Here is a 14,754-nt window from a genome sequence, read left to right on the forward strand (position 1 = left end):
GTGCACATCTCCTCCGACGCCGCCGGCCTGCTGAACAAGACCTTCAGCACCGACGCCGTCAAGCCCGGACTCCTCGTCGGAATCGCCAAGATCACCGTCAACACCAAGTAACACCCCGCACAACCCGAATGGCCCGCCGCTTACGCGGCGGGCCATTCTGCTACCCCCGAACATTCCCAGCCCGATGATGCAAGGATCAATCAGTGAGAACAGTCCTGACCCTTGCCGCCACCGCGGCTATCGCGGTAGCCATCGGCTTCGCGACGACCCAGTTGCAACTGTTCACCCGCGCTGACGCTCCCGCTTTCATCGTCGTGATCGGAGCGGCCTGGCTCTTCTTCGCCCTCGCCTTTCTCGCCCTGAGAAAAGTCCCGGCCCGCCATGTGACGGCCGTCATCATCGCCGGATCCCTCGCCATAGGCGGAGCCGCGCTGCTCGGGCCGCCGAACACCAGCACCGATTCGGCGCGCTACGCCTGGGACGGCATCGTCACCAACGCCGGAGTCTCCCCCTACGCCCACATTCCCGTGGCCGACTCCACGAAGGAGTTGCGCCCCGACTGGCTCTTTCCGACCCCCGCCGGCACGGCCGTCGCCGACAGCGCCGCCGCCGGCAAGAACGACGTCGATCACGATGCGGACTGCCCTGGCGTCGGAAACCGGTACAACGACACCAAGTCGTCGCCCTCGCGAGAACTGCTCTGCACCGCGATAAATCGACCGCACGATCCCACCATCTATCCGCCGATGGCCGAGCTCTACTTCGCCAGCGTGCGCTGGTTCGTCGACCCGAGCGTCCAATACTGGCCATTCCAGGTCGGCGGTCTCGTGATCTCACTCGGCATCACCTGGATGCTCCTCGTCGCCCTCCGCCGCCGCGGCATGGATCCGAGATGGGCGGCCCTCTGGGCCTGGTGTCCCCTGGTCGCGACGGAGGCGATCACCAACTCGCACGTAGACGTTCTCGGGGTGGCGCTCGCACTCGCGGCCAGCCTGCTCGTGGCATCCGGCAAGCGGGTCTGGGGCGGAATCGCGCTCGGCGCGGCCATCGCAACCAAACTCATCCCCGTGATCGTCGCGCCACCCCTGTTGAAGAAGCGGCCCCTCACGCTCATCCTGGTCTCAGTCGCCACCTTCGCCGCACTCTACGTTCCCTACGTGCTGACCTCGGGAATCAAGGTTCTCGGCTACCTTCCCGGCTACCTGTCTGAAGAGGGCTATGAAGACGGAACCAGCTTCGCCCTGCTCTCGACCGTCCTGCCGGGCAAGTCCGCGGTAATCGTGGCCGCGATACTCATCGCCGTGATCACGGGGCTCACCTGGTGGCGCGCGAGCCCGACCTCCCCCTGGCTGCCGCAGCTGGTCCTCATCGGCAGCATCCTCATCATCGTGAGCCCCCGCTACCCTTGGTACGCACTTCTGCTCATCCCCTTCATCGTTCTCAGTCAGCATTGGGAATGGTTCGCCGTAGCGCTGGCCCTCACCGTGCGTCTGTTCGTTCCCACCGTCGATGTGATGCGCGGCGGGCTCGCGCTGGCCACGTTGATCGTCGTCGTCGCATGGTTCTATAGGCAGCACCTCGCGAGAGGCGGCGGTCTCCACCTGCCGGGCAGAGGCCGGCTCTCGAGCCAGCCCAGCGCATCCGGTCGCATCACGGAGGTATCGTCGTGACACGCATCACAGCACTGCTGTCTCGGCGCATCGAGATCCCTCTTCTGGCCATCGTGGCCATCGTGGTCGTCGCCATCGGCACGGATACTCCGTCGATCTGGTACGACGAAGCGGCCACGATCGTCTCGGCTACTCGCACCTGGCCCGAACTGTGGGCGATGCTGCACACCGTCGATGCGGTGCACGGGCTGTACTACGCGTTCATCCATGTCTGGTTCGACATCGTCGGGTACTCGCCGTTCACTCTGCGGCTGCCCAGCGCGATCGTCTCCGGCGGCACGGTGGCTCTCACGATGCTGCTCGCCTCACGATTCGGAACCCGCGGCTTCTCGCTACTCGCCGGAGTCGTGCTGATCACGATCCCCCGGTTCACCTGGGCGGGTATCGAGGGGCGCTCGTATGCGCTGACCGCGCTGCTCGCGGTTGCCCTGACGCTGCTGTTGATGCGGGCACTGGCGGCCGCGCGCGAACCGTCCGGCCGCTGGTCGGCCGTCTGGCCCTGGCTCGCGTACGCCGCCGTGGGGCTCTTCTCGGTGGGAATCTTCGTCTATCTCTCACTCGTCGTGGTGGCGCACGCCGTGACCGTGGTCGTGCTCACACTCTCGGGCACCCTCAACCGTCGACAGCTGTTCGCGTTCGGACGCACGGTCATTCCCCTAGGCCTGGTCTGCATTCCCTTCGTGCTCATCGTGGCCGGACAATCGGGCCAGCTCTCCTGGATCGACCCGATCAGCCAGCGCACCCTCACCGGAATCCTCGTCACCCAGTTCGCCCCGCGCAATACGCCCTTCGCGATCTTAACCTGGGTCGTCGTGCTCGTCGGCATCACCACGTTCATCGTGGCAAGACATTCATCTGCGGCCCGCGCCCGCGCAGCCCGCGATCTCATGGCCTGGGTGCTGCCGTGGCTGGTCGTGCCGACCGTCGTGCTCGTGCTCACCTCGGTGCTGATCACCCCGCTGTACTCCCCGCGCTACCTCACGTTCCTCATGCCCGCCCTGGCCGTGGCCATCGCCGGCGGCATCGTCGGCCTCGGCCGCTTGACCCGGCGGGCCGCTCGGCTCTCTAAGGGGCCGGCTGCGGCCCGGATGCGATCGGTTCCGTGGACCGCGTTGGCCGCGGTCGCCGGGGTGCTCGTTCTGGCCCTGCTCACGCAGCCGAGCTATGAGGGTCAGCGAACGACCGGCGCGAAGCAGAAATCTTCGTGGTCGCAGGCGGCCTGGCGCGTGGGAGAGGTCTCTTCCACTCTGCCGGCCGACGCACACCCCGCCGTCGTCTTCGGAAGCGTGGCGTGGCATCCGACCGCCACAGCACGGGTCGTCGAGTACTCGTACCCGTGGGCCTTCACCTCGCTCGACGATGTCGCCCTCGACAAACCCGTGGGCTCGCTGCCCCGGCTCTGGGAGACGTCGAACCCCGTCGACACGCAGATGCTCGAGGGCCACAACACCGTGATCCTAGTGTCGAGCGGTCGCGATCGCGAGCTCAACGAGCAGGCGATCGAGGATGCGGGCTTCGCCGAGTCCGACAGCTGGCACTACCCGAACCTCTGGGTGAAGGTCTTCACGCGCTGACGTTCGGCGCGCTGATCGAGTACACCTCGTCGCTACGACAGGACAGATCAAGAGTTCTTCGGCGTGCCACCGGCTCAGCGACGGAGTGTCGTCGATTCATCCTGTCGAACGATTCCGGTTCATTCGTCGAAGACGGTGAAGTTCCTCCGCGTCCGATACCACCCGACTGATGGCCGCCAGAGTCGATGGCCACAGGTCGAAGATGTGGTGCGGAAGAATCCGGAGCGTCGGCCGTCCGAAGGCGAACGACTGGAGCGTCTTTCCATAGTCCCAGCTGGTCTGCTCCTCTCCCGTATGCCAGGCGCGGCTGTCGATATCGAGGCCGACAACGCCGTTGATCAGCAGATCGAGGTCGCTCGAACCCGGAATACTCGCCTGCGGCTCGACCTCGAACCCTGCCCGTCGCATCCTCACCCGAACGATTGACTCGGGACCAGAGTCCGCCGCGGGATCGAGCTCGAGTCTCATCCTCTGCAATCGGCGAGGGAGAGACGTGAAGAGAGACTCGAGGTCGTGGTCGCGCACGACCTTCTTCCGCAGTGCGGAGTCGATGGCCGCGATCGCATGCTCGTCGTCGAGGCAGAGCACGGCCTGACGGAGCGCGCTCATCGGATCGACCAGCCAGTCGTACGCCCACGACCGCGCTGTTGGCGCATTCGCGCGCTGCCAGTGCACGCGTGGTCGGCCCGGCTCCGCCCAGAAGGCCTTGTCGGTTCGACGGATCTCGGCACTCCGGCCCAGCGCGGCGATCTCGTCGAGGTGGAGGCGAGATGCCGATGCGGGAACGTGGATATGAAGCGCCCTATCGAGCCCGCCCCATACCCCGACACGGCGAAGCGCACTGACACAGCCAACACGCCCGCCGGCGAGCACTGCCCGACGCTGGTCGATGTCGGCCTCAGGGAGCGCATACATTCCTCGGCGGAGCCGCTCGAGGCGCCCCGATCGGCATGCCACATCGATGTCGGCAGAGTCAACTCGTGCCTCGAGGAGCGTGCGCCTCGACGCGACGTTGCCGTTACGACGGACACAATCCTGAAGGAGCCAGAGATCTCTCGAGGAAACACTCATTCAAGGATCGTCGTCCCGATCGACTCATCGGTGGATCACGGGTCTTCGTGGTGAGGAAAAACCGTCGAGTTCGGACTTTCGGGAGGAGAAGTCGGGGTCGAACATCGCCGGACGCTTTCGTATAACAGGACGAAAGAAGACGACGTCGGTGCGTCGTCGAACGAACGACGGTGTGTCGTCAGTTCATCCTGTCGAAGGATCCCGGTCAGGAGGTGCTGAGACAGGAGGTCGTATTCAGGAGGTCGACGTTACGACGGAACGGGTCCCGTCGTCGATCCCACGTGGAGTTCGCACGTGAACGCGATCGGGGTTTCGGGGCGCTCTCCCGACAGCAGCGCCGTGACCGCTGCTCCCGCAGCGTGGCCCTTCGCGCTGGCGGGCTGCACCATTGTCGTGAGGTCGTGTGCGAAGCCGTCGATGCGGATTCCGTCGAAGCCGATCACACTAACGTCGACCCCGACCACCAGGCCGAGCTCCTCGACCGCCTGGATCACTCCGACGGCGAGCAGGTCGGCCTGCGCCACGATCGCTGTCGGCCGCTCCGCAGCACCGAGCAGGGCGAGCGCCGCGCGGCGACCGTCTTCGGGAGTGTTGTGCACCGAGGAGAAGGCCGGGGCATCCGGGTACACCTCGCGGGTGCCGAGGAGTCTCTCGCGAGTGACAGAGACGGCGATCTCGACGTCGTCGATCACGGGGCCCGCCTCGTGCCCGTCGGCGATGCCCAGGGTGGCGATGCCCACGCGCTCGTGGCCCAGCGACTGCAGGTGCCGCGCCGCGACCACCGAGGCGGCGCGGTTGTCGAGGGTCACCTCGACGAGTTCCGGCCGTGATGGCCCCTCGACCGAGACGACGGGAATGTCGCGACGACCGAAGACCTCGATCGAGTGGTCGACGCGGGTCGAGCATCCCAGCAGGATCACGGCGTCGACGGCCGCCGTGTCGATCGTGGCCGCGCCTTCGCCCGAGTCGGTGAGCAGCAGAATGCCGGCGCCCTGCGGTCCGAGCGCGGTGGCGACTCCGTCGAGAGTGATGGATGTCACGGGGTCGCGGAAGGCGTAAAGCAGGCTGCCCTCGAGAACCACTCCGATGACGCCGCTCCGCCCCTGACGCAGCGAGCGTGCCCGAGGGTCTGGACCGTCGTAGCCCAGTGAAGCCGCGGCGGCGAGCACGCGCTGGCGCGTCGCATCTGACACCGGGCCCGAGCCGCTGAACGCGATCGAGGCGGTCGAAACGGACACGCCGGCGGCCTTGGCCACGTCGGCCAGGGTGGGACGGCGGGAGTGTTGATCGCTCGCAGTCATGTTGGTAGCGTAGTCGAATCGATTCGATCTCGCGCGATACCGCTCCTCCAACTCTTCAGGACACCCCATGACCACTCCCACGAGCGACGTCGCCGTGCATCCTCCGCGAACCCTCATCTCCTGGCGCAACGCGGTCTTCGTGATCTTCATCCTGAGCGGCGTGAGCATCGCCACGTGGGTGGCGCGGCTCCCCGCCATTCGCGACGGACTCGAGCTGAACACGGCCAACGTCGGCGTACTCATCTTCGGAATGTCGGCCGGTTCGGTGGTCGGACTCATCGTCGCGCCCGCCATCCTGCGCCGCTTCGGGCCCCGCGCCGGCATCACCGTCTGCATCTCCCTGGTCGCGACGGGCCTCGTTCTCATCGGCATCGGCGGAGGCCTCGTTCCCGCCGTGACCATCGCCTTCATCGGCCTGGTGCTCTTCGGCTTCGGCAACGGCGCCTGCGACGTCATGATGAACGTCGAGGGCGCGGCCGCCGAGCGGGCCATCGGCAAGACGCTGATGCCCCTGATGCACGCCATGTTCTCTGGTGGAACAGTTCTCGGCGCGGGCATCGGCGCCCTCGCCTCGGCCCTCGCCATCCCGGTCTTCGCGCACCTGATCACGATCGCCGTCATTCTCGTCGTCGCCGTGATCGCCGCCGTCAGGTTCATCCCCCACGATCTGGATGCCGCAGACACAGCCGACGCCGCAGGCTCAGCCCCGCGCATCCCGCTCGGCCAGCGGCTCAAGGCGAGCCTGGCCGTATGGGCCGACGCGCGCCTGCTGCTCATCGGAGCGGTGATGCTCGGAATGGCGTTCGCCGAGGGCAGCGCCAACGACTGGATCGCGATCGCGACCGTCGACGGACACGAGCAGTCCAACACCACGGGCGCCATCGTCTTCGGCATCTTCGTGGCGGCCATGACCGTCGGGCGCGTCGCGGGCGGTCCTCTGCTCGACCGCTTCGGACGCGTTCCGACGCTGCGCGTCACGGCGGTCATCGGCATCGCGGGGCTCCTGCTCTTCATCCTCTCGACCGACATGTGGGTCACTATCATCGGAGCGATCCTCTGGGGCATCGGTGCCTCGCTCGGATTCCCCGTGGGCATGAGCGCGGCCGCAGACGACGAGAAGAACTCGGCCGCTCGTGTGAGCGCCGTGGCCATCGTCGGCTACACCGCGTTCCTCGCGGGCCCACCACTGCTCGGATTCCTGGGCGAGCACTTCGGCATCCTGAACGCCCTCTACGTGATTCTCGCGCTGCTGGTGCTGTCGTTCTTCGCGTCGCCGGCGACCCGCGAGCGCACGTACTCGAAGTAGGGCGCGGCTACACTCGACGGGTGCGTCTCGTCATTGCGAACTGTTCCGTCGACTACGCAGGCCGCCTGAGCGCGCACCTGCCGCTGGCCACCCGACTCCTCATGCTGAAGAGTGACGGGTCGATCCTGGTGCACTCCGACGGTGGCTCGTACAAGCCGCTCAACTGGATGAGCCCGCCCTGCTACATCACCTTCGACGAGCCCGATCAGACGCAGGCGGATGCCGGCATCACCGAGGTCTGGAAGGTCACCCAGAAGAAGACCGACGACGTACTGGTCGTGAGCATCTACGACGTGCTGCACGATTCGTCGCACGAACTCGGCATCGACCCCGGCCTCCAGAAAGACGGAGTCGAGGCGCACCTGCAGAAGCTGCTGGCCGAGCAGATCACCCTGCTGGGCGACGGGCACACGCTCGTTCGCCGCGAATACATGACCGCCATCGGGCCCGTCGACATCCTGGCCCGTGATTCGGGCGGCGCGGCCGTGGCCGTCGAGATCAAGCGCCGCGGCGACATCGACGGGGTCGAACAGCTGACGCGCTACCTCGAACTCATGAACCGCGACCCCCACCTGTCTCCGGCGCAGGGAATCTTCGCGGCTCAGGAGATCAAGCCTCAGGCGCGCACGCTCGCGCAGGACCGCGGCATCCGCTGCGTGGTGCTCGACTACGACGCCATGCGCGGCCTCGACGACAGCGACTCCCGACTCTTCTAGGAGCCACCTATGGCAACGCGCCCCATCCCCTTTCCCCGCAGCTACGTCAACACCGCCGTGCGCGACGCCCTCGCAGCCTTCGAGGCCGAGCCGAGCGTGGCCGGCATCCAGAAGGTTCTCTCGCTCGCAACATCGGGCGGGTTGGTGGTGGATGTGACGGGCTCGACCCCCGAGTCTGGCCCGCGTGTCCGCACGCTCACCTCGACAGACGGCCAGCTGGTGCTGCCCCTGTTCACGAGCCTCGCGGAGCTCGGGCTCGCAGTGCCGGAGGCCGAGCGCGCCGCGGTGCAGGGCACGATCCTGTCCGGCCGCGACGCCCTCGCGATCGTGCAGAGCGCCGAGATCGTCGCCGTGCAGTTCGATCCGGGCAGCCGCCAGGTCATCGTGAAGCGCAGCTTCGTCGACGAGGTGCTCGGCTCGAGCTAGCCCAGCGGATCAGACGAAAGTTATGCGCAGCGTCGACGGCGTCAGGGTCGAGCCGGAGAGCAGGAGCCTGGTGCCAGGGATATCGTCGTTGCCGCCGACGTAGCCGAACATCTCGCCCTCGTCGAAGTCGGGCCTCACGTCGCCGAAGCCCGCGGCTTCGATGGTGGCACCGGAGCCCGAGCCCGCGACCTCCGCCGCGCTCCCGCGAAGCCACCATCCGGCTCCCTCGTCGGAACCGCCCAGCGCCTCGGCCCCGCTCACCGCGAGCTCGCCGTCGAACACGAGCTCGACGGCATAGCGGGTCGCCACGCCCTCGAACGCGACGTCGAGACTCACCCCGTTCTCGTCGATGGTCGCCGTCATGACCGTGCTCAGCGACACGGCATCGACCGACCGGTTCTCGAAGTCCATCGACGCGAAGTAGCGGCCCTCCGAAACGGGCTCCGACAGATCGCGTGGCGACCCGACGACCAGGGGCTCGTAGTAGCCGGAACTGCGCGTTTCGCGGAGCACCGCCCCATCCTCGACGCGCTCCAGGCTCTGCGGCCGGACGCATCCCATCGAGAAGAAGGTCGGGGCGATCCGCACCGAACGAAGAACCACACCACCCCGGCGCGCCCTCACCAGGGTCGCCGAGTTGGCGAGTCCGGAGGCGATGCGGCCGGTGCGCGAGAAGTCGCTGCCGGCGAAGAGCGAGGCCGACACCGGCCCCCGGCGCACACGCAGGAGACTACTCTCCGGGTAGAACGTCTCCTCGGCGACCGCTGCACCGACGACGGCGGGCAGTCGCCGAGCCAGTTGGGGATGGCGAAGGACCTCGGCGAGGTGCCGCCCTGGGTGCTGCATCCCCCTCGAGACGATCCCCGAGGCCAGCGCGGCCAATCTGCCATCGCCGTGCTCGATCGCCAGCTGGCGAAGCGGAGAGAGGAACAGTTCGACGTCGTAGGCGAGTCGCTGATCCTGTCTGCGCGAGTGCAGGTTCTCGACCTCGCCGTCGTCTTCGACGAGCCCCACATAGGCGCGCAGATTGCGCAGCACGATGTCGCGCAGCTGCGGCCGGTCGAGGTCGCGGGCGATGTTCAGAAGGCTCGGGTTCGTGACCTCCGCGGCGTAGATTCCGCTTCGTTCGGAGTACAGGCCGTCGGCATCGATGTCGATGCCTTCGTCCAGCCACAGCTCGGCTCGGGCGCGCACCCGGCCGTCGGGCCAGAGGGCGTTGAGTCCCGCGAGCGCGCTCGCCACCTCCCAACGATGGTTGGGGGTGTGCACACCACCCGTCGCCAGAGCCGGGGCGGCGCGCAGAGCGATGTCTTCGAGCTGCTGCCGGATGCCCGACCAACGGTTCCGCACGGAGTCGTCGGCCCCGTCGAGCAGCGACACGGTCGAACAGAGGTCGTTGATCGTGAAGGCGGTGTCAGGAGGCGAGTCGATGTTGCCCTCGCTCGAGAACAGTCCCCCAGCGCCCTGCATGCCCGCCAGGGCATATACATAGCGCTCCGACGCTTCAAGCCAGGCAGAGGCTCGTTCTTCTGCGCCCGCGATCTCTATCGCCACAAGCACGAGCACCGCGCGCATCAGCTCGCGATGTCCCCAGCCGGCCACGTCGGCGGCGTCGGTCGATGCCAGATCGGCGGACTGCTCGAGAGCGCCATCGAGCAGCGTCGAGATGAAATCGTGGTCGAGTAGAGCCTCGTCTTCTCCGAGAACCCTCAGAAGGTTCGTGCTCGTCGTGCTCGCACTCATGCGTTCTCTCTCCTTCGGATGCGGAGGGTGACGACCTCGAATGGTCTCAACTCGAGGAGGAACCCGCCGTCGGGTTCGGCGGTGACCGCCGGGCCATCGACCCGTGGCCGCTCGAGGAGATCGACGATCGTGCACGACTCGATGGCGAAGCCCGCCTCGATTCTGGCATTCGATCGCCGCCCCTCGCTCTCGTACAGCCGCACGATCACGTCGCCCGACGCATCCGCCGCCAGTTTCACGGTCTCGGCGATGACCGATGTCGGCGTGGCACCCGTGGGTGCGGTCGCAGCGATGAGCCGAGGCGGAACGTGACCTCCGCGCACGACTCGCGTCGGCGCATCCGATGCTCGCCCGGCCCTGATCGCGTCGGCGATGCCGGGAGCCACCGAGAGGGTGCTCGTGATGACGTGGATGCCCTGGTCCGCCTCGGGGTCGGGAAAGGTCGGGGCGCGCAGCAGCGACTGGCGCACTACTGTGACGACGCGGCCATCGTCGACCTGACGCGTCACGTCGTGACCGTAGAGTCCGTCGTTGGCCACGGCTGCGCCGAATCCGGGCTCGCCGACGTGCAGCCAGCGGTGGGCGCAGACCTCATAGCGGGCGGCATCCCACGACGTGTTCGTGTGAACGGGGCGCGTCACGTGGCCGAACTGCGTCTCGTAGGAGGCAGCGGGCGCGTGCAGATCGAGCGGGAAGGCGAGCTTCAGCAGCTTGCGACGCTCGTGCCAGTCGATCTCCGAGCGGATGCGCACCGTCGGCGCGGCACCGTCGAGCTCGATGCGCTGCACGACGCTGCTCGAACCGAACTGTCGGCGAACGATCACGGCGTCACCGTCGAGCGACGCGGTTCCCTCGACGAGGTCGTGGGAGCTCGTGCGGTAGGAGGCGTCGAGATCCCAGGCATCCCACTGGTTCGGTTCGTCTCTGTGCAGCTGCAGAAGATTCGCCCGGCGTCCTTCGGCGATCAGGTTGCGGCCAGTGGCCTTATCGCTCATTCGACTGATCGTGCCGTCTCGCTCGACCACAACGACGACCGCGTCGTTCTCGAGCACGAACGGGCCTGCGTCGCCGCGAGCCTCGGTGTTCGAGACTCCCGTCGCTGCCGAGGTCTGAGCCGCGTCTTCTTCGATGACCCGCCCCGTGCGAGCGGCGATACCGCGCACGGTCACCGGCGACGCGTTCAGCGCGATCGCGATCTCGCCTTCGCCGGTGAGGTGTCGCAGCGCCGCCGCAATGAGCTTCTCGGCCCGCTCGGTGACATCGGCGTGGCTCGCCTCTGCCTCCCTGTGCACCCACGCGATGGCCGTTCCGGGCAGGATGTCGTGGAACTGCAGCAGCAGCACGGTGCGCCACAACTCGTCGAGCTCTGCGCCGGGATACGGCGCGCCCATGAGTACGGTGGCCGCGGACGCCCAGGTCTCCGCCTCGGCGAGCAGACGCTCATTGCGGCGGTTGCCGCGCTTGGTTCGTGCCTGAGAGGTGAAGATACCCCGGTGGAACTCGAGGTACATCTCTCCCGACCACACGGGCGGCTCGACGTACTCCGCCTCGGCCTCCGTGAAGAAGTCACGAGCTGTGGCGAAGCGCAACTTCGGAGATCCCTCGAGGTCGGACTGAAGTCGACCCGCGGCCATCATGTCGCGAGTGGGTCCGCCGCCGCCGTCGCCATAACCGAACGGCATCAACGAGGTGCTCGCCACTCCGTGGTCACTGAAGTTGCGGTTGTCTCGCGCCAGCTCGGTGGGGCGCATGTCGCCGCTGTACGTGTTCACCGGGGGAAAGTGCGTGAAGATGCGCGAACCGTCGATGCCCTCCCATACGAAGGAGTGATGCGGCATCGCATTGGTCTCGTTCCAACTCATCTTCTGAGTGAAGAACCAGCGCAGACCGGCCTGACGCAACAACTGCGGCAGCGCGCCCGAGTAGCCGAACGAATCCGGCAACCAGCCCACGTCTGCGGCCTCGCCGAACTCCTCGATGAAGAAGCGACCACCCTCGAGGAGCTGACGCGCGAGCGACTCTCCGCTCGGCATGGTGACGTCGGACTCGACCCACATGTTGCCCACCGGCACGAAGCGCCCCTCGCGCACGCGAGCGGCGAGACGAGAGAACAGCTCCGGATCTGCGGCCTTCACCCAGGCGTACTGCTGAGCCGACGAACAGGTGAAGTTGAGTTCGGGATCGCGATCCATGAGGTCGAGCACGTTCGAGAACGTGCGGATGCACTTGCGCACGGTCTCGCGGGTCGGCCACAGCCAGGCGGAGTCGATGTGCGCGTGACCGGTCGCCACGATCCGATGGGCGGAGTGCGCCGCGGGCGCCGCCAACACCGGCTCGAGAACGGCTCGCGCCGCCGAGACACTGCCACCGAGGTCGTCGGGATCGAGCGCATCGAGCGCGGCGCCCAGCGCGAGGAGGATACGGAGTCGGCGCGGATCGGACTCGGCCAGTTCGGCCATCAGCCCCCTGAGTACCCTCAGCTCGAGCTCGAACGACTCGAGCTCGACGTCGATCAGTCGCAGCTCCAACCGACCCAGCGTGTAGAGCTCACCCGCGGGCGCCGTGCTGCGGTCGCCGAACGGGGTCGGAGCGAAGGCCCGCTGGCTCTTGAAGTCGTCGCCGCCGGAGAGGTCGGGATTCGATGCCGCCTCGACGTAGAACTCGAACGCCTCACCCGGGAGCACGTCGAGCGGCACGTGATGATTGCGCGGTTCCAGCCCTTTGACCGCGCGACCCGAGGGGGTGCGCACGAGTCCCTCGCATTGGAAGCCCGGTTTCGACTGCGAGAAGCCGAGATCGAGCGAGAGTTCGATGCGGTAACGGCCCTCCGCTGTGTTCCAGCTTTCGGGCACGGTGCCGGTGACATGCAACCAGGTCGTGCCCCACGGCTCACCCCAACGGACGCCCCGTGCGATCGGCGTGAAGCTGGCGTCTCGGGCATCCTCGAACGGCACCGGTTCGCCGGCGACCCTCCAGGCGCCGGCCTCGACCGGCATGGCGTCGAAGACGATGGCGGGCGGTAGGAATTCGCCGAGGAAGCGATCGACCCGGGCGGCGGACTTGTCTTGATCGAGGTGCATGGAGGTCAGTCGCGGAGTCCCGTGTTGATGTCGGAACTGGTGATGTATTTCTGAAACACCAGGTAGAGGAGCACGAGCGGAATCATCGAGATGACCGAAGCGGCCAAGAGAATGGCCCAGTCGATGTTCTCCGACCCGAGCAGGCTGCGCAGCGCGATCTGCAGGGTGAAGTTCTTTGGGTCGCTCAGAATGATGAGGGGGAAGATGTAGTCGTTCCAGCGCCACTGGAACGAGATGATGGCCAGCGTCAGCATGATCGGTCGTGCCAGCGGAAGCATGATCCGGAAGAAGATCGACAGCTCGTTCGCGCCATCGATTCTGGCGGCGTCCAGCAGCTCGTCAGGCACAGTGATGAAGAACTGCCTGAACATGAACACGCCCGTCGGCGTCAGGATCGAGGGCAGGATGACACCGAGGAGCGAGTTGTAGAAGCCCAGGTCGCGCACCACGGAGAAGGTCGGGCTCAGGATGACCTCGCCGGGCAGCATGGTCATCGACAGGATGCACAGAGCGAACACAGAGAGCCACGGCGCGCGGTATTTCGCGAGCGCATACCCCGCGGTCGCGCAGAAGAAGACGGTGAGGGCTGTGGTGATGGCGGCGACGACGATCGTGTTTCCGAAGTAGCGCACGAAGTCGATACGCTCCCACGCCCTCGCATAGCCGTCGATCGTCCACTCCCGGGGCAGGAAGGAGAGCGGATAGGTGAAGAGCTCGCCGCCTCCCTTGAAAGAGGACAGCAGGAACCACAGAAGCGGAAAAGCCATGAGGATGGCGAGCACCCAAAGCATGGTGGTCGGCAGGATAGACCGACGGATCTCGCCGGACTTCTTGCGCATGACAGCTCGGGGCAATCGAGAAAATCGTGAACCTGTCGACTGCGGCATCGTCTCGGTCGCCATTATCGAGTGGCCTTCCTGTTGATCGCGATCTGGATGAGTGCGATGACCATCAGAATGACGAGAAGCACCATCGACGCCGCGCTGGCGTAGCCCACATTGGATTGGGCGAAGCCCGTCTGGTAGATGTACTGCACGATGAGCTGATTCGAGGTACCGGGGCCACCGTTGTTCAGCGCCTGGATCATCGCGAACTCCTTCATCTGACCGAGTGTCGAGAGGAGGATCACGAGGACAGACGTGGGCGCGATTCCGGGAAGGGTGATGGAGACGAAGCGCTGCCAGCCGTTCGCCCCGTCGAGCTGAGCGGCCTCGTAGTACGACTTCGGCACGTTGTTGAGGGCAGCGATGAAGAGAAGCATGTTGAACGCGGCGCCGGCCCACGAGGACGCCACGATGACCACCATGAGCGACAGGTTGGGGTCTGACGACCACGGCACCGCGCCCCCGCCGAGCGCGGTGATCACGTAGTTCACGAAGCCGAAGTTCTCGCCGAACATCCAGCGCCAGATCACACCGGTGACGATGGGCGACACCAGCCACGGCAAGAAGAAGATGATGCGGGCGGCTGTCTTGCCCCGTGCCCGCACGTTCGTGAGAGCGACCGCGAGGGAAAGAGACAGCGCATATCCGAGGGGAACGGAGAAGACGGTGTAGATCAGGGTGCGACCGAGCGCTGCATAGAACGTGGGGTCGCCGGCCAGCTTCGTGTAGTTGTCGAGGCCGACGAAGTTCATCGGCCCGAAACCCTTGTACGAGGTGAACGAGTAGGTGAGGCCGAGCACACCCGGCCAGATGAAGAAGAGCGCCATGAGAACGATCACTCCGGCCGAGAGCAGCAGGGGTGTCAGGCGGTATCGCCGTTTCGCCCGACCACGTCGACGAGGCGGTGTGACGGCACCCGCGGCTGTCGGCGCATCCTCGGCCTTCGGGGCGACGACGCTGCGCATCGTGCTGGTCATGTTCTC

General features: G+C 66.5%; 11 protein-coding genes. 5 read left to right on the plus strand and 6 right to left on the minus strand.

Annotation, left to right across the window (positions count from 1 at the left end):
* The first annotated feature begins 203 nt into the window (after positions 1-203).
* Together CCK87_RS17090 and CCK87_RS17095 are read left to right on the plus strand one after the other, a co-directional pair.
* Positions 204-1,670 carry a glycosyltransferase family 87 protein gene (locus CCK87_RS17090; RefSeq protein ID WP_086462640.1) on the plus strand — a complete coding sequence of 489 codons (1,467 nt, stop codon included), beginning with the start codon at positions 204-206 and terminating at the stop codon, positions 1,668-1,670.
* Entirely contained in the window at positions 1,667-3,244 is a 1,578-nt protein-coding gene (locus CCK87_RS17095; protein WP_086462641.1) for a hypothetical protein, read from the plus strand. Before CCK87_RS17090 ends, CCK87_RS17095 begins: the two co-directional genes overlap by 4 nt.
* 96 nt (positions 3,245-3,340) lie before the next feature.
* On the opposite strand, the gene CCK87_RS17100 is transcribed toward CCK87_RS17095, so the two are convergent.
* Both CCK87_RS17100 and CCK87_RS17105 read right to left on the minus strand, forming a co-directional pair.
* Positions 3,341-4,315: a type IV toxin-antitoxin system AbiEi family antitoxin domain-containing protein gene (locus CCK87_RS17100; RefSeq protein WP_140162915.1), complete on the minus strand. Its 975-nt coding sequence runs from the start codon at positions 4,313-4,315 to the stop codon at positions 3,341-3,343.
* 248 nt (positions 4,316-4,563) lie between these two features.
* Positions 4,564-5,616, minus strand: a complete 1,053-nt coding sequence (locus CCK87_RS17105) for a LacI family DNA-binding transcriptional regulator (RefSeq protein ID WP_086462643.1) — start codon at positions 5,614-5,616, stop codon at positions 4,564-4,566.
* Positions 5,617-5,683: 67 nt separating this feature from the next.
* Between CCK87_RS17105 and CCK87_RS17110 the strand changes: the two genes are divergently transcribed.
* From CCK87_RS17110 to CCK87_RS17120, 3 genes are read left to right on the plus strand one after another with little or no spacing between them, the layout of a single operon-like run.
* On the plus strand, positions 5,684-6,922 hold the full coding sequence (locus CCK87_RS17110) for an MFS transporter (RefSeq protein ID WP_086462644.1): 1,239 nt from the start codon (positions 5,684-5,686) through the stop codon (positions 6,920-6,922).
* Positions 6,923-6,942: 20 nt separating this feature from the next.
* On the plus strand, positions 6,943-7,638 hold the full coding sequence (gene nucS / locus CCK87_RS17115) for an endonuclease NucS (RefSeq protein WP_086462645.1): 696 nt from the start codon (positions 6,943-6,945) through the stop codon (positions 7,636-7,638).
* 9 nt (positions 7,639-7,647) lie between these two features.
* Positions 7,648-8,064, plus strand: coding sequence for an SseB family protein (locus CCK87_RS17120; RefSeq protein WP_086462646.1), 417 nt, complete (start codon positions 7,648-7,650; stop codon positions 8,062-8,064).
* Positions 8,065-8,073: 9 nt separating this feature from the next.
* Here the strand turns inward: CCK87_RS17120 and CCK87_RS17125 are convergent, their stop codons facing one another.
* The 4 genes from CCK87_RS17125 to CCK87_RS17140 all read right to left on the minus strand — a co-directional run bounded on the left by CCK87_RS17125 (position 8,074) and on the right by CCK87_RS17140 (position 14,748).
* A complete protein-coding gene (locus CCK87_RS17125; protein ID WP_086462647.1) occupies positions 8,074-9,807 on the minus strand; it encodes a hypothetical protein in 1,734 nt (577 codons plus the stop codon).
* A complete protein-coding gene (locus CCK87_RS17130) occupies positions 9,804-12,887 on the minus strand; it encodes a glycoside hydrolase family 38 C-terminal domain-containing protein (protein ID WP_086462648.1) in 3,084 nt (1,027 codons plus the stop codon). Before CCK87_RS17130 ends, CCK87_RS17125 begins: the two co-directional genes overlap by 4 nt.
* A gap of 5 nt (positions 12,888-12,892) precedes the next feature.
* On the minus strand, positions 12,893-13,726 hold the full coding sequence (locus CCK87_RS17135) for a carbohydrate ABC transporter permease (protein WP_249273962.1): 834 nt from the start codon (positions 13,724-13,726) through the stop codon (positions 12,893-12,895).
* A 62-nt stretch (positions 13,727-13,788) separates the two neighbouring features.
* Positions 13,789-14,748 (minus strand): sugar ABC transporter permease, encoded by a 960-nt coding sequence (locus tag CCK87_RS17140; RefSeq protein ID WP_249273963.1) that lies wholly within the window; start codon positions 14,746-14,748, stop codon positions 13,789-13,791.
* Between the last annotated feature and the right edge of the window lie 6 nt (positions 14,749-14,754).

Origin of the sequence: Agreia sp. VKM Ac-1783, assembly GCF_900177765.1 — a bacterium.
In the GTDB taxonomy this organism is placed as follows: domain Bacteria; phylum Actinomycetota; class Actinomycetes; order Actinomycetales; family Microbacteriaceae; genus Agreia.